Below are 21,523 nucleotides of genomic sequence, written 5' to 3'. Positions count from 1 at the left end.
GAGAAATCACTAAAACCATGAAAAATCAACTATACAAATCCCTACTCGTCTTACCAGTATTATTATTTGTGTTGCCGGCTGTAGCTCAGCCGTCGGCCCCACCAGCCACACCTATTGATGGAGGCCTGTCTGCACTACTAGTGGCAGGTGGCCTCTACGGTGTGAAAAAAATTAGGGATTGCCGGAAAGAAAAATAATCTAGGGCGGTCACCGCATTCTTAGCAGGTTGACTTGAGAGCCAGGCTTGCCTGGCTCTTACTTTTTCTTTTTTCCTTTCTTTAGCTCCTCTAGATCATCACGATCTCTGAGCTTTTTGTCGTCGACCTGATTGTTGAGAAACTGGTTGATTTTGTCAATAGCAATGGTGGATTTAAGCTCTCCGAACGAATCGATACTCACATCAAACCCTTCCAGTTCTTTGTTGACTTTAGGTTTTTTATTTAGATCTTCTTTTTTCTTGCTCATAGTCAAATCAGTAAAAGTCTCTATTACTTTAACTGATTGATGGAGTATTTGATTCGATCATGCACTGCTTTTCCTCCCAAAATGGAAATAATCTCCATCAGATCAGGTCCTGAACCAGCTCCAGTGATCGTCATGCGAAGTGCTTGCATGTTTTTTCCAGCTTTGATACCGTGCTCTTCCAACAGTACAAAGAATAACTCTTTAGCTTCTTCTGGACTGATTTGATCCTTTCCCAAAAGCGCGTCGGCATATAGAGTTACTGCTTTTTGAGCCTCTTCATCCCATTTTTTACTCACTACTTTTTCATCATATTCTGTAGGGTTTTGGAACAAGTAGAGCGCATTTGGAGCCATTTCCTGTGGGAAAGTGACCCGTTCTTTCAGCAAATGAAAGATGGCTTGAGCTATTTCATCAGATGCGGAGATATTGTACTTTTCTTTCAGATCCGCTTGGATTAACGAAGCTAATTCTGCAGCATCCTTGTTTTTTAAGTATTGCTGGTTAAACCACTTCATCTTATCAATGTCAAACTTGGTTCCAGCCTTGTTTACCTTTTCCAGGCTGAATGCTTGGGTCAATTCCTCTTTGCTAAAAATCTCCTGCTCTGTGCCAGGGTTCCATCCGAGAAATGAAAGGAAGTTGAGTAGCGCATCAGGCAAGTAGCCTGCCTCTTTGAAGCCTGTGGATAATTCACCGGTTTCTGGGTCATTCCAGTTGAGTGGAAAGATCGGGAAGCCCAGTTTATCCGCGGCACGCTTGCTGAGTTTGCCATTACCGTCCGGCTTCAGGATCAGTGGCAGGTGAGCAAACTGAGGCATGCTATCGGCAAAGCCTAGATACTTGTATAGCAATACATGGAGTGGGGCAGATGGGAGCCACTCTTCTCCTCGAATGACGTGCGTAATTTTCATCAGATGATCATCTACGATATTGGCAAGATGGTAAGTCGGCAGACCATCAGATTTCATCAGCACCTTGTCATCCAGCGTAGAGCCATGTACATGTACCCAGCCACGAATCATGTCATTGAGTCGCACTTCTTCCTTAGGGTCTATTTTAAACCGGATCACGTAAGGTTCACCTGCCTCCATCTTCGTTTTTACTTCGTCTTCAGATAGGGTCAGGGAGTTTTTCATTGTGGTGCGAGAAGCGGCGTTATATTGAGGAGTGGCTACACCTGCCTCCTTCAGTCGCTCCCGCATGGCGTCTAGTTCTTCCGGCGTATCAAATGCATAGTATGCATTTCCTTCGTCTATCAGTTTCTGAGCATATTTCTGATAAATCTCTTTGCGCTCAGACTGTCTGTACGGAGCATAATCACCTCCATGCCACGGGCTCTCATCAGGCTCTATTCCGCACCATTCCAGTGAAGATTTAATGTACTCTTCAGCACCTTCTACAAATCTGGTTTGATCTGTGTCTTCTATTCTGAGAATAAAAGTGCCATTATTTTTTTTCGCAAATAGGTAGTTAAAAAGTGCGGTTCGAACGCCACCAATGTGCAGTGCTCCGGTGGGACTTGGTGCAAATCTTACTCTTACTTGACTCATAGTATTTTGGGTGCTTTTTTAAGGATTGCAAAGCTATTAAATAGACAATACTTATGGACAGTTCTTTGCTTTTATTGGTGGTGGTCCAGTAGATTCTCCAGGGTATGGATTGCTTCCTTACACTTTCGTGAAAAGGATATTGTGAGAATCAGGTAATTCAAAAGGCCAATGAGTAGCGCCACCAATCCACCCATGTACCATTTGGATAGTAGTAAGAACACCAGAGAGATCAAAAAGGAGAGCAGTGAAAATGCCTTTAAGTAGAGTATAGCTGCAGGAAAGAGTTTGAGCTTTAGAAATATGATAGAACCCCGTGAAGTTGATTCTACACTACCAACGATCAGTGGGAGTGCATTTTGTGGAGTATGAATCACACTGGAGATCCGAAAGCCGCCCTCGTCGACCGACCCATTGAAGAGCGGCTTTTCGGTGATGTATTCAGATTTGACCTCCTGAGTCCTGGCCTGCACTTTGTTGAGCACTTCGTTTTTCGAAAACTCAGATACCAGTGTATGCTGACTGTGAGGAAGCCATGTCATCATAAATAGGCAATGCAGCTAATCTCTACATTCACATTCTTTGGGAGGCAGCTTACTTCCACGGTCTCTCTGGCAGGTGGGTTTTCGGGAAAGTATTTGCCATATACTTCATTGATTTTGGCAAAGTTGCCCATGTCACTGACAAATATGCTACACTTGATAATCTGGCTATAGTCAGCACCCGCTTCTTTCAAAATCAACCCGAGGTTCTTCATCACCTGATTGGTTTCCTTTTCAATGGTGTCAGTGACGATATTTCCAGTGGACTGATCAATCGCGATTTGCCCGGAGACATACAAGGTATTGCCATGAATGACCGCTTGACTGTAAGGACCTATGGGTGCGGGAGCATCTTTGGAGAGTACTATTTTTTTCATCGTTAAGAGATCTTTGTTTAATGCAATAATAAATACATTCTTCAAGCAGCAAGAGGGTATACCACACAAATCGAGATGAGGAAGGTAATGTTCGGAATTTCTACAGATTCGTAATGTAAACTTTGTGTTTACAAAACATCTAAACTGGATTGATCATGAAAAAACTATTGGTATTGATTTTACTCACAGGAATAATAGTGTTGCCTTCTTGTGAGAATAGAGCAGGGGATGATTCTGCCCCTGAGCGAGTAAAGAGAGCATTTCATGTCAAATTTGTGGAGGCTGAAAAAGTGATTTGGCAAGAGAAAGGGGATTCAAATTGGGTAGCTCGGTTCAGCTGGCATGGGAAAGACTACTCTGCCATCTATTCCTCATCTGGTAAGTGGTTAGAGACAGAATATGCCCTGGACAAGAATCACCTTCCTGCACCGATTCTCTCCATTCTCAATCAAAATGTCGGTAATTATGAAATTGAAAAGGTAGACTTGTTAATCACCACAATGGATGAAGTTTACAGATTTGAAATAGAGGAGCAAGGCAAAGAATTCGTTGTAGACATACATACTACCGGAACACTAACCAAGCAAGCGAAATCTTGAAGTGAGAATCATTTTTTAGGTTAGGAAGTCTTTTTGCCGCAATAATGAAGGCAAGGTAAAACCCCTTGCCTTTGTTAGCTTTTGTCCACTGCATTTGCAAACTACATCGGGCATTGGGCTTATTCTCTGGGTCCCAATGTAAAAACCATGAACACTTCTGGTCATTTATTCATTACAATGATCTGGAGCTGTTGCCTTAAGCTCTGTATGAGAGATGGTCACTTGGTAATGCCCATCGGCGATAATCATCAAAACCAACAGTAAATTCGGGATCTAATTCTAATCCTATTCTAATACCTACCTAAGGTGATTGCCTATTTTTACTGTTATTTTGTCAGAAGCTAATTTCCTATAAATGAAGATATTGCTGGTTGAAGATGATCCACGAGTTTGCTCTTTGGTCAACAAAGGGTTGGTGGAAAATGGCTTTGAAGTGACGGTGGCTATGAATGGTCAGCAAGGCATAATTATGAGCCACCAGGCAAAATATGATTTGGTCATACTAGACATTATGTTGCCCGATATCAATGGGCTGGAGGTATGTCGTGAATTGAGAAAGCAGGATCAGCACATTCCCATTTTGTTTCTTACAGCACTGGGTAGTGCTGAAAATGTCGTTCTTGGACTTGAAACAGGAGCCGATGACTACCTCACCAAACCTTTCAAGTTCATTGAGTTGCTGGCAAGAATCCGGTCACTCCTTCGACGCACGGACAATCGTGAAACGATCTCTAAGTCTTCTCATCAGTATATTTTTGAGGATTTGGTATTGGACGACCACACCAAAAAAGTCACAAGATCTGATGTGCCTATATCTTTGACTTCTACCGAGTATCGTTTGCTGCTCATGTTGATGAAACACCCGAATAAAGTGCTTTCCAGGATAGATATTCTGGATGAAGTGTGGGGGATTACATTTGATTTGGGCACCAATGTGGTGGATGTTTATGTGAATTACCTCAGAAAAAAGATGGAAAGAAATGGAGGAAAACGCCTCGTACACACAGTTATTGGAATGGGATATGTATTGAGAGCCGATGAAGATTCATAACAAAATCATCTATGCATTGATCAGTATTTTCCTGATCTACACCTTACTTTTTAGTGGGTTTATTTACTATTCCATTTCTAATTACTCCTACACGGACTTTTACAAGCGATTAGAAATACGAGCGATTACTGCGGCAAAGATCACTCTGGAATTACCCCAGGATGTTACTATAATCAAGGAGCTACGGCAGGATTACCTGGAAAAATTGCCACAGCAAAAGGAGTACTTTATCCAAATAGAAAATGATCAGCCCATCAATTGGGATTCCATACCGGAAGAGATCAATCCTGAACTGGTCAGAAATGTCATCAGAGATGGGGCTGCCAGTGACAATAACCAGAATATCTTCTTTTCTGGTATTCGATATGAATCGACTAATGACGGAGAGTATGTGGTTATCATCTCAGCTGAAAACTATTTCAGCTCACATCACGTGGCCTATTTGAGAAACCTATTATTCACTTCTTTGGCTTACACGTTGATTTTGGTGACCATGATCTCGTTGGTATTTTCACGAACCTTAATTCAGCCAATTAACAACATTATTGATGAGGTGAAAAAAATTGGACTGGAGAATCTCCATTTAAGGCTCAAAGTACCGGAACAAAACGATTCTTTAAGTAGACTGACTCAGACATTCAATGACATGCTGGATCGTCTGGAGACCTCTTTCGAAACCCAAAAGAACTTCATCAGCAATGCCTCCCATGAATTAAATACACCTCTTACCACGATCATTGGTGAGGCCGATCTGGCACTTACCAAGGAGCGTAACAAAGAAGAATACATCGAAGCAATCAAGATCATTCTGGGTGAAGCAGAAAAACTGGACCAAAAAACCAAAGCGCTTCTTCTCCTTGCTCAGACGGGGTACAAAGGAAAGAAATTTACCAACGAGATTGTAAGGACGGATCAGTTGGTGTTGGATGCCAAAGAGACCGTGGAAAACATCAATAACAAAGCTAGTATTAATCTGGACTTTAGCTCCTTACCAGATCAGCCGGAGAAGCTGAAAACCAGAGGCAATCAGCAACTGCTGAAGCTGGCACTGTGCAATATTGTAATCAATGGGTGCAAATACTCTGAGAACAAGCCAGTGCAGGTTTCGCTAGGTGCTGATGGAGATCTAATACACATCGAGGTGAAAGACGTTGGGATTGGTATACCTGATGAGGAAATGCAATATATCTATGATCCATACTTCAGGGCTTCCAATGCTCAGGGTTACGAGGGTTATGGTATTGGATTACCTCTTGCCAGGAATATCATCAAGATTCACAATGGGCAGCTATTTGTACAGTCTAAGAGAGACGTTGGCACCACGGTGCATATCAGTCTGCCAATCGCCCAAAATCCCTACCAGTAAACTTTCTAATCAGATCTTAATGTGACTTTAACCTGCCTATAACCCAGTAGGTTACACATTTGGAGTGATAATTAGTCGAAGTAGCATGTGCAAGCGGGTTTTGATTCCAACTGATTTTTCTGGTCATTCATTAATGTTGATCCAAACAGCAATAGATGAGCATCCAAACGAATCACTGGACATTATACTAGCATTTGGATTCAAGCTTGCGCTTTCTACCTCAGATTTATTGTTTTACTCTAGAAGTAAAATGATGAAATCGCTTATTCCTGCCGCTTTTCAGGAAGCAGTGCAGGCAATGAGAAAAGAGTCAAAGACTAGAATAAATAGTATCCAAATAGAGCCTTTTTATGGAACTACTGACAGGGCCATAGGTAGTTTTCTTGAAGGCAATAGGATCGACGAGATATATATTTATAAGAACTATCAGTCTCATTATGGTCATACTGGTGGTTTCGATATAACGCCGCTGATAGCAAAAATGGATAAAGTACATAAGATTCCTTTTTTCGGATACATTTCCGAAGGTGAGTATAAGGGATCTTTCGCTGAGTCCTGTTTATCTAAGGTGTTTGGGTGAAAGAACGGGTTGGCGTTCTTTCACCTATCGAAACTTCAAAAGCATTTAAGGTTACCATTCATCTTGTGCGTAAGATGACGGGTATGTTTCAAAGGTTTCCAGGAGTGGGGTGAAGTACTAAGGATTCGTCACTTCACACCTGGAACCAACTTACCTTCAGCTTCTTTACTATTCCACTGTCACACTTTTTGCTAAATTTCTTGGTTGATCCACATTGGCTCCACGCATCACTGCTATATGGTAGGAGAGTAGCTGTAAAGGAATCACTGATACCAACGGCATGAGTGCTTCATGAGTAGCAGGTACTTCGATAGTGAAATCTGCCATTTTTGGGATCAATACATCGCCTTCCGTTACAATGGCAATGACCTTGCCTTTTCTAGATTTCACCTCTTGAATGTTGGACACAATCTTGTCATAGGAGCTATCACGCGTGGCAATAAACACCACCGGCATGTTCTCATCAATTAGAGCTATAGGACCATGCTTCATCTCAGCTGCAGGATAGCCCTCTGCATGGATGTAAGAAATCTCTTTAAGTTTGAGCGCACCCTCCAGAGCTACTGGGAAGTTGTATCCTCGACCCAGATACAAGAAGTTTCGGGCATCTTTAAACAACGCTGAGATTTCTTTGACTTTATCATCCGACTTAAGCGCTTCTGATACTTTGTTGGGAATGTTTTCCAGATCTACTAAGAGTTCGAGGTATTTGGACTCGGAGATGGTGCCTTTGCGAGAAGCTACTCTTAATGCGATCATGGCCAATACCGTCAGTTGAGCGGTGAAGGCTTTGGTGGAGGCTACTCCTATCTCTGGACCAGCATGAAGGTAGGCGCCTTCATGAGTGATTCTGGAAATGGAGGACCCTACTGTATTAACAACACCGAAAACAATTGCTCCTTTAGACTTGGCCAATTCTATGGCAGCCAGTGTGTCAGCAGTTTCTCCAGACTGTGAGATCGCAATGACAATGTCACCTTCTCTGATCACTGGGTTTCGATAGCGAAACTCTGAGGCATATTCCACTTCCACTGGAATGCGGCACATGTCCTCAAAAATGTATTCAGCCACCAGGCCTGCATGCCATGAAGTACCGCACGCTACGATCACGATCTTCTCCGCATTGATCAGCGCTTCTGAATAATTCCGAATCCCACCAAGGGTGAGCAGTCCCTCGGAAGCATTGATACGTCCGCGCATGCAATCGGCAATGGATCGTGGCTGCTCGAATATTTCTTTCAACATGAAATGCTCATACCCACCTTTTTCGATAGACTCCAGCTTGAGATCCAGTTTGTGGATTTCAGCCTTTTGAGGCACATCCTTGGTGTCCACTATATCTAGTGAGTCTTTGGTGATGATGGCTATTTGTTCATCTTCCATGTAGACCACCTCATTGGTGTATTCTACAATGGGACTAGCGTCTGAAGCGATGTAGTATTCACCTTTTCCCAGCCCGATCACCATTGGGCTTCCCTTGCGAGCAGCAATTAATTTTCCTGGCTCGTCCTGCGAGACAATCACAATAGCATAAGCGCCTACTACTTTGGTCAGAGCCACTCTTACTGCATCTTCCAGACTGAGGTCTAGCGTTTTTTTAATGTCCTCAATGAAGGTGATAAAAACTTCTGTGTCTGTGTCACTACGAAACTCGTAACCTTTTTCAGCTAACTCTGTCTTCAGTGCACCGTAGTTTTCAATGATGCCATTGTGAATAATAGCAAGTTTTTGATCACTGCTATAGTGTGGATGAGCATTTCGATCATTGGGTTCACCATGGGTAGCCCATCGGGTATGACCTATACCTACCGTAGCGGAAAAAGAGCTCGTTTCGGTTAGTTTCTCCAGTTCGGAGACCTTTCCTTTTTTCTTATACAACTCCAGCTGGTCTGACTCTAGCAGTGCCACGCCGGCACTGTCATATCCTCGGTATTCCAGTCTCTTGAGACCTTTGATGAGTATAGGAAATACGGGTTTGTTCCCGATGTACCCTACTATTCCACACATAGATAGATGCTTATTTACTTAATAGATGTATAGTATAACGTAAGCTTGACCTCTGAGTTAACCAGAGTAGTTTGATCTAAGCTCAGGGTCCTTGGGCTTAACAAAACTAGCTCCTCGGTGAGGTAGTCTTCTTCGTTCGAAAAGTTATTGAACAGAACTTGTGAAAAAAGTGTGATGTTGGATCGGTACCTGAGTTGATTGTCTACTACTGCATTGAGTACATCCGTCCCACTGGATAGATAGGAGCCTTCTGTAAGCATTGCATACTGACCAGAGGCCGCAGTTTGTCCGCCAGGTCCATTGATGCGGCCATTATCCAAAAGAAAGTAGTATTGCAGCCTTTCCAGGTTGTCTATATAAGAGCTGCCAGGAGTGATTGCGTTTAATTCAATCACAGAATTGTTCACAATTACTTCAGGGTTAAGCTCTACGAAATCCAAAAGTGGCTGCAAGGCCACCTTAGTGTAGACTCCGGCTATCATATCCACGTAAGAGTAGTCTCCAGTATTGGCACTAGGTGTGTACTCTGTGGATAGGTCGTTCAGCTGGCCAGTTGACCGATCACGATTGAGTTGGTTATAGTGGGCTTCTCGAAAATCAAAAGTGTAGTAACTCTCTGTACCCTGGCTGTTGACCATTTCTACATAAATGGCCGATGTGTCTGATGCCAGATCAAAGCCCAAAATACCCTGATTGTCTGCTCCTGGCACGAATACTAGAGGATCATAATAGTAAAGGCTGCGAGTAAGCGAATCAGCATAGTCTCCACCTGGATTTGTCACTCTGTCCAGTCGGGTAAAGAGAAACCGACCAAAATCATCCGATAGTGGTATTTCTAGTACCGTGTCAATTTCTGGATTGAAATCATAGGTAAATGTAGCTATTGGCTCAGGGTCGTAAGGGATGGCCCGATCTGCCAGATAGACAGCTCGGCTGTATAGGGTATCCTCGGCCAGATGAATGCTCAGTGATTCACCAGTCAAGGGCTGGTTCAGTCTTGAGTCAAAGATTTTCATTCGGATGAAAGCTCTGGAAAACTGAAGACTATCACCTTGATCTGGTAATTGGCCTCCATTGATGCCATACGAATTGTAAGAGATGGCCTCCACCGTGCCGGTGATCGGGTCGCTGTATTTGCCAACTAGTGAGGCACTGAAGTGCTCCGTTCTCAGGCTATCTATGCCTATGGTAGATACAGGAAGAGTGAACTCCACTTTTTCTGTTTGGAATTCATTTTCCCGCTCGTCCACCTGTAGTCCCAGGTTTGATGGGTCATCACAGGCAAAAAAAAACGGGACCAGCAATAAAGCTAGTCCCGACTTATATAAGTGTGTTTGTTTATCCAACAAGGTCATTGTAAAGATTGTAGTAAGATTCTTCGAAATTTTCATCTTTTTCAGAAATATCGACACGCTTATCGCTCATGTCGTCCATCAACTTATCGAAACTTTCGGATGATTCTTCATTCGCATTGATCACAGCGTCTGCGTATTCCAGACCCATTTTCACAAAACCTTCGTAATCTCCGGTTTTCAGTGGTCCTAGCATGCTGTCATCTATGTCAATCATTTTCACCTTCTCCAACAAGTCTTCGCCGAATTTGTGCGTAAACTTATTATTATAAATCGTGAATACTGTCTTAGAATCTTTAAATATTGGATCGTTCTTGTAAGTTGATTTCACATAAAGAGGAATCAAACTTGTCATCCAATCATTACAGTGAATAATGTCAGGAGACCATCCCAGTTTCTTAACTGTTTCTAAAACGCCCTTGCAGAAAAATATTGCTCTTTCATCGTTGTCTTCATAGAAATTATCTTCTTTATCGAAGAACACTGACTTTCTGTGAAAGTAGTCTTCATTATCAATGAAGTAAACCTGAAGTTTTGCATTTGGAATAGAAGCGACCTTGATGATCAAAGGCTTCTCTTCGTCACCAACAGAAATGTTGATACCTGATAATCTGACTACCTCATGTAGTCTGTTTTTACGCTCGTTAATCAACCCAAATCTGGGTACTAAAATCCTGATCTCCATCCCCCTTTCCTGCATCGCTTGCGGAAGTCTTCTGACAAAATCAGCGACCTCTGAAGTCTTCAGAAAAGGATTGATCTCACTTGCCACATAAAGGATTCTTAAATTCGACATAGATATGCTATTTTATTGAGGATTGACTAAAATGACCTCAAAATTACCATAAATTTGCCATATAATCAACGTTTTCAATAAGTTACGCAACATTAATTCCTTTCTTGATGCAAGTACTCAATCTCCCCGATGAGATTTTTAATGAGACTATCCGTCTTAAAAATGCTGGTAAATCCATTGGTCTTGTACCCACGATGGGGGCACTGCATGATGGACACTTTCACCTGATCAAAAAGGCACGTCAGGAAAACGATCTGCTCGTGGTGAGCATCTTTGTTAACCCTTTACAATTCAACAATAAAGAAGATCTTGAGAACTATCCCAGGACAGTTGAAGCGGACCTCCAGCATCTCCAATCACTAGGTGTCGACATAGCCTACGTGCCCTCCGAGCAGGACATGTATCCTGAATTACCACAGGTGAGTCTAGACTTTGGTAGAATGGAGCGTGTCATGGAAGGAGAGTTTAGGCCTGGCCATTTTTCCGGTGTTGGGGTGGTGGTGACCAAACTATTTCATCAATGCAATCCTCATAGAGCTTATTTTGGTCTGAAGGATCTTCAGCAATATCTTTTGGTCAGTCGATTGGTCAGTGACTTGTCTATTCCAGTAGAAGTGATTGGCGTGCCCATAGTTCGCGAGACCAGCGGGCTAGCCATGTCCTCACGAAACCAACGATTGAGTGCCGAAGGTAGGGATTTGGCCGTTACTATTTACCAGGGGTTACTTTTGGCCAAAAAACTTTGGGAAGAGAAACAGACTCCCGATGAAACTAATCGGGCGGTCAATGCTTTTTATAAAGAACAAACTGGATTATCTATAGAATACACTCAGATCGTATCACCGGGCAATCTGGAAGCCAAACTGGTCAATGATGATCAAGCTACTGTAATATGTGTAGCTGGATACGTAGAAGGTGTAAGATTAATTGATAACCTATATTTGCGGCAAGATTGATCCAAAAATGCATATAGAAGTACTAAAATCGAAGATTCATAGGGTAAAAATCACAGAAGCTGAGCTTCACTACGTGGGTTCTATCACCATAGATGAGGACCTCATGGACGCGGCTGATTTGGTGGAGAATGAAAAAGTACAAATAGTCAACATCAATAATGGCGAACGACTGGAGACTTATGTAATCACAGGTGAGCGCGGCACTGGTCAGATTTGCTTGAATGGACCAGCGGCACGAAAGGCTCAGGTAGGCGATATTATCATCATTATCTCTTATTGCTCTATTGATAAGAAAGAAGCAAAAACACATCAACCTGTGGTGATATTTCCAGATGAGAAAAATCGATTGAGCAACTAAGCTGATAATTTAAAAGAATGCTGAAGAAGGCTATCTCCGTCATCAAGTATGTACTCACACTGGGATTGGCGGGTGTCCTCCTTTACTTTGCTTTTCGCAATGTTGATTTGGAAGAATTTTGGGCCAAAGCCTCAGAGGTAGATTACACATGGGTGATTTTGTCCATTATTCTGTCATTGGTGTCCTATTATGCACGGGCTTACCGATGGAACATTCTAATGAAACCACTGGGATATCCACAGCTTAATTCATTTCGTACTTTATTGGCAGTGCTTGTGGGTTATCTGGCTAATCTGGCCTTTCCCCGTCTGGGAGAGATCACCCGATGTGGGATGATGAAGCGTAGTGATGATGTGCACGTTTCCACCTCCCTTGGGACGGTGATTTCTGAACGCATCATTGATATGTTCACTCTGCTTTTTTTGATTGCAGTGGCTCTGGTAATGGAGTACGATCGGTTTATAGCTTTGCTGCAAGATGTGTTTTCCGGTTTGGGTGATGCGACTGATCTAGCCTGGAAAGCTGCGCTGGTTCTTGGAGTTGGCGGCATTCTTGGGCTTTTGCTGCTCTATTTTCTCTATCAGAAAGTCGAAAAAGTCCGTGATTTCCTCAATGAACTGATTCGTGGACTACTTTCACTGAAGGAGGTTCAAAACGTTTCCGGATTCATCTTGTCAACCGTCGTTCTCTGGGTAACCTATTATTTCATGTCTTACCTGATCGTATTTTCTATTCCGGAAACGGCAGATCTGCCCTGGAGCGCAGGTGTGATGCTCCTGGTTTCAGGAGGCATTGCTTTGGCTATTCCCGTGCAGGGAGGAATAGGAACATATCATGCTTTGATCAGTAGTATGCTGGTGCTCTATGCTGTAGAACGTACTACGGGTGTGTTTTTGGCTACATTGCTGCACACGTCTCAGATTGTGGCAGTGGCTGTGTTTGGGGGAGTGGCGTTGATCATTTCACTGTTTATCAACAAGCACAAGGAGAAGAATGCAACCAAATAAGCAGTGCGATCTAGCGAAACTCAAGGATCTGGTTTCAACCTGGCGCAGGCAAGGTGAGGTGATTGTTTTTACCAACGGATGTTTTGATCTGCTTCACCCGGGGCATTTACACAGTCTCAACCAGGCTAAACAGTTTGGTAATCGGCTCGTAGTTGGTGTGAATTCTGATGCATCGGTTAAAAGATTAAAAGGAGTAAATCGTCCAATAATGGCTGAGCAAGGTAGAGTGGATATGTTGGCTGCTTTGGAGGTAGTAGATGCTGTAGTTGTATTTGAGGAAGATAGCCCAATACACCTGATAGAGACTATTTTACCAGATATTTTGGTGAAGGGATCTGATTATAAAAAAAGCAACATCGTAGGGGCAGATATCGTAGAAATGCATGGCGGAAAAGTGGAACTGATTAATTTAGTTCCGGGTTTTTCTACCAGTGAATTAGTCAAAAAAATAAAATCAATTTAGAAAATAAAAAATGGGATTATTTGTCATCATTATCGTGTTTATGATTGCCAGTTTGGTAGTCAGCACGCGTTTAAAGAATAAATTCAAAAAGTATTCTAAAATACCTTTGTCAACCGGACTAACTGGTAAGGAAATAGCACAACTGATGCTGGCCGATCATGGGATCAACGATGTGAGCGTCACCTCCGTACAGGGACAGCTCACGGATCATTACAATCCAGCCAATAAAACCGTAAACCTAAGTCCTGAAGTGTACAATGGGCGCTCTGCTGCAGCAGCAGCTGTGGCAGCTCACGAGTGTGGTCACGCAGTACAGCACGCCACAGCTTATAGCTTTTTGGAGTTTCGCTCAGCAATGGTGCCAATACAAAATGTAAGTGCCAAGATCATCAATGTGGTGTTCATGCTGATGTTTTTTGGTGCCTTTTTCATTCAAGGAATCATAGCTCCGCAGATGGCCATATTGGTGATAATCGGTTGTTATGGGGTGTTTACTCTATTCGCGTTTATCACCTTGCCAGTGGAGTATGATGCCAGTAAGCGAGCCTTGGCCTGGATACAAGATCGAAATATCGTCAATCAGGGAGAGCACAAGATGGCAAAAGATGCGTTGGATACGGCTGCTCAGACGTACCTGATTGCAGCGCTTTCGTCTCTTGCTACTTTGCTGTATTGGGTAATGATATTTTTAGGCGGTAGCAGAGACTGATAGTAATCAGAAGAAAATTTGGCAAAAGACCTCTCAAACGAGAGGTCTTTTTGTATTTATATGGTATGCATGCATAACAAAATTCTTGTAAATTTGTAGTTATTAGGAATAAACAACAACAACCTTTAAAGAAGAGAAATGGACTTTAACTTATCTGAGGAGCATCTGGCCGTACGAGATGCCGCACGAGATTTTGCAGAGAAAGAATTGCTGCCTGGAGTAATTGAGCGCGACACAGAGCAGCGTTTCCCAATGGAACAAGTGAAGCAAATGGGACAGCTTGGATTCATGGGGATGATGGTTGATCCAAAATATGGTGGAGGCGGGATGGATTCCATTTCCTACGTTCTGGCCATGGAGGAAATTTCCAAAATTGACGCCTCTGCATCTGTCTGCATGTCTGTAAACAACAGTTTGGTTTGTTGGGGATTGGAGACTTTCGGCACTGAAGAGCAAAAGCAAAAGTATTTGCCAGCATTGGCGACAGGCGAGAAAATTGGAGCATTTTGTCTATCTGAACCGGAGGCTGGATCTGATGCCACTTCTCAGCGAACAACTGCCGAAGATAAAGGCGACCACTATTTGCTAAATGGCACCAAAAACTGGATCACTAACGGAAATTCTGCTTCGGTCTATTTGGTGATGGCACAAACTGATCCTGAAAAGGGACATAAAGGTATCAATTGTCTCATCGTGGAAAGAGAGATGGATGGATTTGTGGTGGGCAAAAAGGAGGACAAGTTAGGAATAAGAGGTTCTGACACACACTCCCTGATGTTTACTGATGTGAAGGTTCCGAAGGAAAATCGAATCGGTGAAGATGGTTTCGGTTTCACATTCGCCATGAAGGTGCTTAATGGAGGAAGAATAGGGATTGGCTCGCAAGCATTAGGAATTGCCTCAGGAGCTCTGGAAAGATCCATCGCTTATGCCAAGGAGCGCAAAGCATTTGGAAAAGAGATAGCCAATCACCAGGCCATACAGTTCAAAATAGCCGAAATGGGTGTGAAAGTGGAGGCAGCTCGTCTTTTGTGTTTGAAAGCAGCTTTCTTGAAAGACACGAAGCAAGACTACTCTCATGCGAGTGCTATTGCTAAATTGTACGCTTCGGAAGTGGCCATGCAGAACGCTATCGAAGCGGTACAGATTCATGGTGGCTATGGCTATGTGAAGGAATATCATGTGGAGCGTTTGATGCGCGATGCGAAGATCACGCAGATCTATGAAGGGACATCTGAGATCCAAAAAATTGTCATTTCTCGGGGATTATTGAAATAATATAAATTTGGATATTGGGGGTAAAAGCCCCCAATATTTGGATTATTCCACTTTTTAATATTAGATTTATACAATTATTTGTTCGATAATCATTCGATTATCCGTATTTAATCATATTAGTGCTGCGTGGAAGATTATAATAAGATCATAGAATCTCTTGGTGTCAGATTTATTAAAGCTAAGAATATTAATATTTTAAAGTCTGTCACCATTGAGAACAACTATGATATTGAGAATTCACTCATTTTAGTAAACAGTGGATCTCTGGCTTTTGGTAAAGAAAAAGAGGGTTGTAAAGCCGGAGAGGTGTTTTTTGTGCCTGGAGGGAAGCAGGTGAGTATTACCTACGGTTCTGGCTCGGCGGTTAGTCTATCCAAAGATGACTTTCTCAATAATAAAGAATCTTATTTTCAGAGTTATGGCAATGAAGCTGAAGCGATCAGTGACAGTTATAGCTATGTGTCGTTTGAAGCCAAAGCTTTTGATTCTGTAAACTTCTTCGCTTCTTTGGACATTCCAGCTTTTCGAATCGATGATTCAGGTAAAATTGCCACTTTGATCAAAGCGATAAATCACGAAGTAGCTGACAGTGCTCCAGGCAAAGGGCGCATCATCAAGGTGATGACGGAGCAGCTGGTGGTGGAACTGATTCGTTACATTCTCAAGCAGGGTTTGTTTGTGGAGCAATTCGCTACCAATAGCACTTATTTCAAAGACCCTCGATTGATTGACATCTTCACGTTTATCAAAGAAAATCTGGGCGAAGATCTCTCTAACAAAGTGCTGGCAAACGTGGCCAACGTATCCGAAGATTATGTGGGACAATACTTCAAGATGCTAACAGGCATTAACCCGCAGGACTACATTGAGTATCAGCGCATGGAGGAAGCGGTCAATCTGCTGCGCACTTCTAAAAAGAGCATACGCGAGATTGGCAAAGAGGTAGGATACAAAGACACGGCCTATTTCTGTAGACGATTCAAGATGATGTTTGGTATTCCTGCTGGTAAAATGCGGCGAAGAGAATCGCTCATCAACGTCTAGTCCTGTTCTTCTTCTGATTCTTCCAGTCCAAACCGTCTGGTCAATAGCGTAGTGAGCTGTGCTCCTATAAATTTAAGGGCGATTACAGCAACTCGCTCCAAAAGGAGGTTCTTAAACGAAAATCCTGATTTCTTTATCTTGACTTCTTGTGGAGCAGTTTTCTGGATAGGTGCTGACTGAGCTTCTGTTTTCGTACTCTTTGCGTTGTTTTGACTTAGCAATTTGTACAATCCGTAGGCGCCCAGCACTGCCACACCTGAGATCAGTGAAATAGTGGCAATTCGTTTGACCTGGTCTTCAAAATCATTAGACACATCTTCGAGCTCTTTTTTTAGGTGGTCTTCCTTGAGATCAAGCTTTGAGCGATGTTTGGTCCATGCTTTAGATCTATTCTTCGACATTTTCCTGTTCTATGGTTTCACTAAGGTTCACGAAAAGGGTTTCTAACCAACTTTGCAGTCGATTGGACCGGAGTAGCAGTATGATGATTATCAGAACAATGAAATAAACTCCTCCTACTATTAAGTAACCAAAATGTGGACTCTCCAGTACACTGTTCAAATATGCTGACAGGGCTAATGATAAGAAGATAAGCAGAAACAAACCTATCAGTCCGATGGTCAGAAAGGCCACAAAATGGGCTAAAAGTCTAGAAACCTGAGCAATGATGTCAAGCTTTATCTTTTCTCCCTTTAACCTGATGTACTCGGAGATTTTGTCTACCAGTTTGTTAAATACAGCCATAACGATTAATTGATCAAATTTCGATCAGTTGATCAATATATACAATAGGAATGATGCGCTAAATGTTTGAGTTATTTATTTCCGCTTACCTCTTGATCCGGCTGGTGCACGGTGGAAATAGAGGCCTCAGACTTGCTAACGTATATCAGCGTGAAGGGCAGTACAAAGAAAAGCAAAAGGATATAGGCAAACGCTGATATTTTATACTTAAGTGCAACTGACCCTAATCTATTGGAAAGATAAATGGGCAATTGTCTAACAAAGGGAACTCCAATAAACAGTAGGGTGCCGGTAAGATTGAATAGGAAGTGAGCAAAGGCAAGACTCATTGCCGCCTCACTTTTGAACAGAGCGGCAAGGATGGCTGTGATGGTGGTGCCTATGTTGGCTCCTACCACAAATTGAAAAGCTCGTCTAATGGTTACTTTGCCCGTGGCAACAAGTGGTACTATCAATGAAGTAGTGATAGAGCTGCTTTGGATGATGGCTGTAGTCAAAAACCCCCAACCGAAGGCTCGGAAGGTATTCTGAAAAGCGATGGCTTCAAATCGCGATCGGGTGGTACCGATGAGTTGCTTGTAAGAGATATTGGAAATGGCCTTCACCGTGCCAAACAACATCAGGATGCTAAGGATCAATAGGAGATATCCTCCCATCCAGGATACTAACGTTTTACCGATATTGTCTAGAAACTGGTAGATAAAAAACTTTTCATGGACAGTTTCAGAAGTATTGGCAATTTCAAACCAGGAAGCCATCGAGTGACTGAGGTTGCTTAGCAGCCCATAATTGAGCTCCAACGGGAACAATACAATACACGTAAGCACATTGAAGATGTCATGACAGGTGCCAGCTGATACAGCCTTCTTGAACTCCGCAGTTTTGGTTACATAACTCATAGACACGATAGTGCTCGTGAGCGTGGTGCCTATATTAGCTCCCATCACAATTGGTATGGCATTTTCCATGGGGATAGATCCTGCCGCTACTGCCGCCACAGCCATGGATGTGGTAGTGGAGCTACTCTGTAGAATGGCGGTTCCAAGCAAACCAATAAATAATCCGATGGCAGGATTACTGAAAGCGATCTCAAAATTCTGAGAAAAATCAGATCCGATAGATTGAAAACTGATTCCCAAAAAGCTGATAGCACCAAAGAAACCTAATATTGACACCAGAATAGCACCTATCCTGGTATAGGATTTGGCTGACATAAGTTGGAGTTTTAGGTTAGAAATTAGCCTTTATTAAGAAATGTCTTCCATTCTCTTCAATGACCTTTCAGTCTCTCCGGTGATGGCTTCAGTCACATTAATCACATGATCACCAACTTTTTCCATGGATTGAAACAGGTCTTTGTACAGCGCACCGATCTGAACATCGTAATTCTTACTTTGCATGTCCCCCATAAGATCCTTGCGAAGTTTGTTTCTGTAATTATCAATTGCTTGTTCATGGGCTAATGCTGTATCCAGAGTTACATTGGTGTAATTACTGTTGAGATTGGCTACCATAGTACTTATAGAGTCGTCTACCAATTCAAACATCTTATTCAGATTAGATCTTTGCTTCTTATTGAAGCCGATTTTTTCTTTTTGTTTGGTCTCAAAATCCTTGGACATTTGAAAAAACACATCCCCTATTCGTTCCATATCATTGATGATGCTCAAAATACTCACCACTCTTGCTGAGGTGGCAGAGCTCAAACTTCCATCTGAAACACGTGAAAGATACTTGGTGATTTCCTCTTCGAGTTGATCAGTATTCTCTTCATATTTTCTCATCTTTTTGAGCAACTTCTTCTGTCTTTTTTTCTTTGGCTCATCCAACAACTCTTTCATGACAGAGGACATTTTAATTATTGTCTTACCGAACAAAGCTGTTTCTTTTTGAGCTTCCTCGAGTGAAAGTTCCGCAGTGTTTAGCAACCCGGTGCCTATATATTCTAATTTGAAATCATCATCTTCATCGCCTTTCGTTTTGATCGCTTTAATAACTATTGAGGCTATGAATTTTACAAACCAGATCAGTAAGAGCGTATTGATAACGTTGAAGGCGGTATGAAATACTGAAAGAGCTACAGGGATTGCTTCAGGGTTTGTTTCAGGAGAGAAGCCTGTTTGATAACTTACATATGAACTGATGAGTGATAAAAATGGGCCCATCAGCAAGATGATCCAAAGTACGCCAAAGACATTAAATATAAAATGGGCAAATGCTGCTCGCTTGGCATGAACATTACCCACTAAGGCTGCCAGGTTAGCTGTTATCGTTGTTCCGATGTTTTCTCCCAGAACCATTGCTGCGGCCAACTCAAATGGAATCCAGCCATTATTGGCCATGACCAGCGTGAGTGCCATGGCAGCGCTGGAAGATTGCACGACAACCGTTATAAGGGTTCCGATCGCCACGAAAAGAATAGTGGATAGGAATCCCATGTTAGAGTATTCACTAAGGAAGGCAAGAATCTCAGGATTAGACTTTAGATCAGGAACAGCATCTTTTAAATATGCTAATCCCATAAAAAGCAGAGCAAATCCGATGAATACTTCTCCCCATGTTTTTATGCGGTCACGGCTAAAAAATAAAAGCGGGAATGAAAATGCAATGATGATCAGTGCATAAGCATCGATTTTCACCTTGAATCCGATAATAGAAATTAACCAGGCTGTAATGGTTGTACCAATATTAGCTCCCATGATCACCCCGATTGATTCCACCAATGAGAGCAAACCAGCATTAACAAAACTGACCACCAATACAGTGGTGGCAGAAGATGATTGAACTAATCCGGTTATGATAAATCCAGTGAGTACTCCCTTAAATCGATTAGAAGTCATCGAACTGAGTATTTGCCGCATTTTGGAACCAGCAACTCGTTGGATCGCCTCACTCATGATTTTCATACCATAAATGAAAAAAGCAAGTGACCCAAAAAGATTCAGCAAGTCTAGTAATCCGAATTCCATGTGTATGAGGGTTAAATTTGATTGCAAAACTACTATTGTAATGTTACCCAAATATTAAGTTACTTGGATGTTCCTGATAAGCTTTAGTTCATAATTCCTTAACATTGCCTTTTTCAAATCATCCTAACTTTAGTATGTTCTACAAGAAATTTGTTCGTGCGACTATAGTTGTTTGTAGCTTTTTGTGTAGTCATATCAGCAATGGGCAGATCATCGTTCCAGCGGAATGGGGCAAGCGCTTATATCTACAGGCTGAGGACTCCAGTTTTAACCTCAAATTTGGGTTTCGTTTCCAGTCATTATATCAGGGTATTCAAAATCTTGAAAATGATACATACGATGAGCGTGCTATGATTCGCAGATGCAGATTGAAGTTTGACGGGTATGCTTTTCATCCAAATATTATCTACAAACTGGAATTGGCCGTTTCTAATCGTGATCAAAGAAGTGGCCATATCCCTGAAATGGGCAATACCTCCAACATCGTTTTGGATGCATTGGTCCGGTGGAAGTTTGCTAAAGGATGGGAGCTATGGGCTGGTCAGACCAAGCTGCCAGGTAATCGTGAACGTGTGGTGTCATCACAAAACCTTCAGTTTGTAGATCGTAGCCTTGTCAACAGCAGATTTACTTTGGATAGGGATATTGGTTTACAATTACGAAAGGAGCATACGGTTTCTGGTGTCGTATTTCGAGAGATTCTTGCTTTATCCATGGGTGAAGGTAGAAACGTAATAGGGGCTAACCCTAGAAATGGTCATGAATTTACGGGAAGAGTAGAAATACTTCCTTTTGGTAAGTTTAACGGAAAAGAAGATTTTATTGGTGCTGACCTAACAAGACATAAATCACCCAAATTATCTGTGGCTATCTCTTATGATTACAACCAAGATGCTCCACGTAGTAGAGGCAATCTCGGTGGTTATCTCACTGATACAAATGGTGAGTACATTTATTCGGATTTGTCAACGCTGTTTGTTGATGCCGTGTTTAAGTATCGTGGGTTCTCCTGGAATGCTGAATATGTAGACCGGAGGTCGAGTAACAATTCGGATGGTTTTGGCAATGGCAGAGGCTTTGTAACTGCAGCCGGTTACGTGACCAAGCCTAATATAGAAATTGCACTTAGGTATACTGATGTTCAATCCGGAGCAGGAGCCTCCTCTATCTCAGATGTGTCAGAATACACATTAGGTGTATCTAAGTACATTAAAGGCCATTCCCTGAAAGTGCAGAGTGACATGACATACCGAACCACGACGGCATCTAACTTCATGATGTATAGATTACAGTTTGAGGTGGCCTTGTAGTGA

General features: G+C 42.3%; 24 protein-coding genes. 13 read left to right on the top strand and 11 right to left on the bottom strand.

Annotated elements, in window-relative coordinates; translation table 11 throughout:
• Window positions 1-17: 17 nt before the first annotated feature.
• Window positions 18-197, top strand: a complete 180-nt coding sequence (locus ACO067_RS08105; RefSeq protein ID WP_421872828.1) for a PID-CTERM protein-sorting domain-containing protein — start codon at window positions 18-20, stop codon at window positions 195-197.
• A gap of 58 nt (window positions 198-255) precedes the next feature.
• Here ACO067_RS08105 and ACO067_RS08100 read toward each other — a convergent pair whose 3' ends face one another.
• From ACO067_RS08100 to ACO067_RS08085, 4 genes are all read right to left on the bottom strand, one after another.
• Window positions 256-465, bottom strand: coding sequence for a hypothetical protein (locus tag ACO067_RS08100; protein WP_421872826.1), 210 nt, complete (start codon window positions 463-465; stop codon window positions 256-258).
• A 23-nt stretch (window positions 466-488) separates the two neighbouring features.
• Window positions 489-2,015: a glutamate--tRNA ligase gene (gltX, locus tag ACO067_RS08095; protein WP_421872824.1), complete on the bottom strand. Its 1,527-nt coding sequence runs from the start codon at window positions 2,013-2,015 to the stop codon at window positions 489-491.
• A gap of 71 nt (window positions 2,016-2,086) precedes the next feature.
• A complete protein-coding gene (locus ACO067_RS08090; protein ID WP_421872822.1) occupies window positions 2,087-2,557 on the bottom strand; it encodes a hypothetical protein in 471 nt (156 codons plus the stop codon).
• Window positions 2,554-2,931 carry a RidA family protein gene (locus tag ACO067_RS08085; protein WP_421872820.1) on the bottom strand — a complete coding sequence of 126 codons (378 nt, stop codon included), beginning with the start codon at window positions 2,929-2,931 and terminating at the stop codon, window positions 2,554-2,556. The genes ACO067_RS08090 and ACO067_RS08085 overlap by 4 nt, the downstream gene beginning before the upstream one ends.
• Window positions 2,932-3,086: 155 nt before the next feature.
• Here ACO067_RS08085 and ACO067_RS08080 point away from each other — a divergent pair, with 155 nt between their 5' ends.
• The 4 genes from ACO067_RS08080 to ACO067_RS08065 all read left to right on the top strand — a co-directional run bounded on the left by ACO067_RS08080 (window position 3,087) and on the right by ACO067_RS08065 (window position 6,527).
• Window positions 3,087-3,530: a hypothetical protein gene (locus ACO067_RS08080; protein ID WP_421872818.1), complete on the top strand. Its 444-nt coding sequence runs from the start codon at window positions 3,087-3,089 to the stop codon at window positions 3,528-3,530.
• A 355-nt stretch (window positions 3,531-3,885) separates the two neighbouring features.
• On the top strand, window positions 3,886-4,581 hold the full coding sequence (locus tag ACO067_RS08075) for a response regulator transcription factor (RefSeq protein ID WP_421872816.1): 696 nt from the start codon (window positions 3,886-3,888) through the stop codon (window positions 4,579-4,581).
• The gene (locus tag ACO067_RS08070) at window positions 4,568-5,947 is read left to right on the top strand and encodes a HAMP domain-containing sensor histidine kinase (RefSeq protein ID WP_421872814.1); all 1,380 of its coding nucleotides are present in this window, start codon (window positions 4,568-4,570) and stop codon (window positions 5,945-5,947) included. The genes ACO067_RS08075 and ACO067_RS08070 overlap by 14 nt, the downstream gene beginning before the upstream one ends.
• 85 nt (window positions 5,948-6,032) lie before the next feature.
• Window positions 6,033-6,527, top strand: a complete 495-nt coding sequence (locus ACO067_RS08065; RefSeq protein WP_421872812.1) for a hypothetical protein — start codon at window positions 6,033-6,035, stop codon at window positions 6,525-6,527.
• 168 nt (window positions 6,528-6,695) lie between these two features.
• Here the strand turns inward: ACO067_RS08065 and glmS are convergent, their stop codons facing one another.
• The 3 genes from glmS to ACO067_RS08050 are packed head-to-tail and all read right to left on the bottom strand — an operon-like array spanning window position 6,696 to window position 10,682.
• The gene (gene glmS, locus ACO067_RS08060; protein ID WP_421872810.1) at window positions 6,696-8,534 is read right to left on the bottom strand and encodes a glutamine--fructose-6-phosphate transaminase (isomerizing); all 1,839 of its coding nucleotides are present in this window, start codon (window positions 8,532-8,534) and stop codon (window positions 6,696-6,698) included.
• Window positions 8,535-8,548: 14 nt separating this feature from the next.
• Window positions 8,549-9,880, bottom strand: coding sequence for a hypothetical protein (locus ACO067_RS08055; protein WP_421872807.1), 1,332 nt, complete (start codon window positions 9,878-9,880; stop codon window positions 8,549-8,551).
• Window positions 9,873-10,682, bottom strand: a complete 810-nt coding sequence (locus tag ACO067_RS08050; RefSeq protein WP_421872805.1) for a glycogen/starch synthase — start codon at window positions 10,680-10,682, stop codon at window positions 9,873-9,875. Before ACO067_RS08050 ends, ACO067_RS08055 begins: the two co-directional genes overlap by 8 nt.
• Before the next feature lie 107 nt (window positions 10,683-10,789).
• Between ACO067_RS08050 and panC the strand changes: the two genes are divergently transcribed.
• The 7 genes from panC (at window position 10,790) to ACO067_RS08015 (ending at window position 16,497) form a co-directional block, all read left to right on the top strand.
• Window positions 10,790-11,638, top strand: coding sequence for a pantoate--beta-alanine ligase (gene panC / locus ACO067_RS08045; protein WP_421872803.1), 849 nt, complete (start codon window positions 10,790-10,792; stop codon window positions 11,636-11,638).
• 7 nt (window positions 11,639-11,645) lie between these two features.
• Entirely contained in the window at window positions 11,646-11,996 is a 351-nt protein-coding gene (gene panD / locus ACO067_RS08040) for an aspartate 1-decarboxylase (protein ID WP_421872801.1), read from the top strand.
• Window positions 11,997-12,013: 17 nt separating this feature from the next.
• Window positions 12,014-13,003 (top strand): lysylphosphatidylglycerol synthase transmembrane domain-containing protein, encoded by a 990-nt coding sequence (locus ACO067_RS08035; protein WP_421872799.1) that lies wholly within the window; start codon window positions 12,014-12,016, stop codon window positions 13,001-13,003.
• Window positions 12,990-13,466, top strand: coding sequence for a D-glycero-beta-D-manno-heptose 1-phosphate adenylyltransferase (gene rfaE2, locus ACO067_RS08030; RefSeq protein ID WP_421872798.1), 477 nt, complete (start codon window positions 12,990-12,992; stop codon window positions 13,464-13,466). Before ACO067_RS08035 ends, rfaE2 begins: the two co-directional genes overlap by 14 nt.
• Before the next feature lie 10 nt (window positions 13,467-13,476).
• A complete protein-coding gene (locus ACO067_RS08025) occupies window positions 13,477-14,175 on the top strand; it encodes a zinc metallopeptidase (RefSeq protein WP_421872795.1) in 699 nt (232 codons plus the stop codon).
• A 138-nt stretch (window positions 14,176-14,313) separates the two neighbouring features.
• Window positions 14,314-15,453: an acyl-CoA dehydrogenase gene (locus ACO067_RS08020; protein ID WP_421872793.1), complete on the top strand. Its 1,140-nt coding sequence runs from the start codon at window positions 14,314-14,316 to the stop codon at window positions 15,451-15,453.
• Between the two features lie 126 nt (window positions 15,454-15,579).
• Window positions 15,580-16,497: a helix-turn-helix domain-containing protein gene (locus ACO067_RS08015; protein ID WP_421872790.1), complete on the top strand. Its 918-nt coding sequence runs from the start codon at window positions 15,580-15,582 to the stop codon at window positions 16,495-16,497.
• Here the strand turns inward: ACO067_RS08015 and ACO067_RS08010 are convergent.
• From ACO067_RS08010 to ACO067_RS07995, 4 genes are all read right to left on the bottom strand, one after another.
• Entirely contained in the window at window positions 16,494-16,898 is a 405-nt protein-coding gene (locus tag ACO067_RS08010; protein WP_421872788.1) for a hypothetical protein, read from the bottom strand. The two genes, ACO067_RS08015 and ACO067_RS08010, sit on opposite strands and share 4 nt — an antisense overlap.
• On the bottom strand, window positions 16,885-17,241 hold the full coding sequence (locus ACO067_RS08005) for a phage holin family protein (RefSeq protein WP_421872786.1): 357 nt from the start codon (window positions 17,239-17,241) through the stop codon (window positions 16,885-16,887). The genes ACO067_RS08010 and ACO067_RS08005 overlap by 14 nt, the downstream gene beginning before the upstream one ends.
• 71 nt (window positions 17,242-17,312) lie before the next feature.
• Window positions 17,313-18,455, bottom strand: coding sequence for a Na/Pi symporter (locus ACO067_RS08000; RefSeq protein WP_421872784.1), 1,143 nt, complete (start codon window positions 18,453-18,455; stop codon window positions 17,313-17,315).
• Between the two features lie 33 nt (window positions 18,456-18,488).
• Window positions 18,489-20,210, bottom strand: coding sequence for a Na/Pi cotransporter family protein (locus ACO067_RS07995; protein ID WP_421872781.1), 1,722 nt, complete (start codon window positions 20,208-20,210; stop codon window positions 18,489-18,491).
• 134 nt (window positions 20,211-20,344) lie between these two features.
• Here ACO067_RS07995 and ACO067_RS07990 point away from each other — a divergent pair, with 134 nt between their 5' ends.
• On the top strand, window positions 20,345-21,520 hold the full coding sequence (locus ACO067_RS07990; protein ID WP_421872779.1) for a porin: 1,176 nt from the start codon (window positions 20,345-20,347) through the stop codon (window positions 21,518-21,520).
• Window positions 21,521-21,523: the final 3 nt, after the last annotated feature.

Source organism: Marinoscillum sp. (genome assembly GCF_965229915.1).
GTDB lineage: Bacteria > Bacteroidota > Bacteroidia > Cytophagales > Cyclobacteriaceae > Marinoscillum.
The sequence above is the reverse complement of the archived record's forward strand: the minus strand, read 5'-3'. Positions and strand labels throughout refer to the sequence as shown.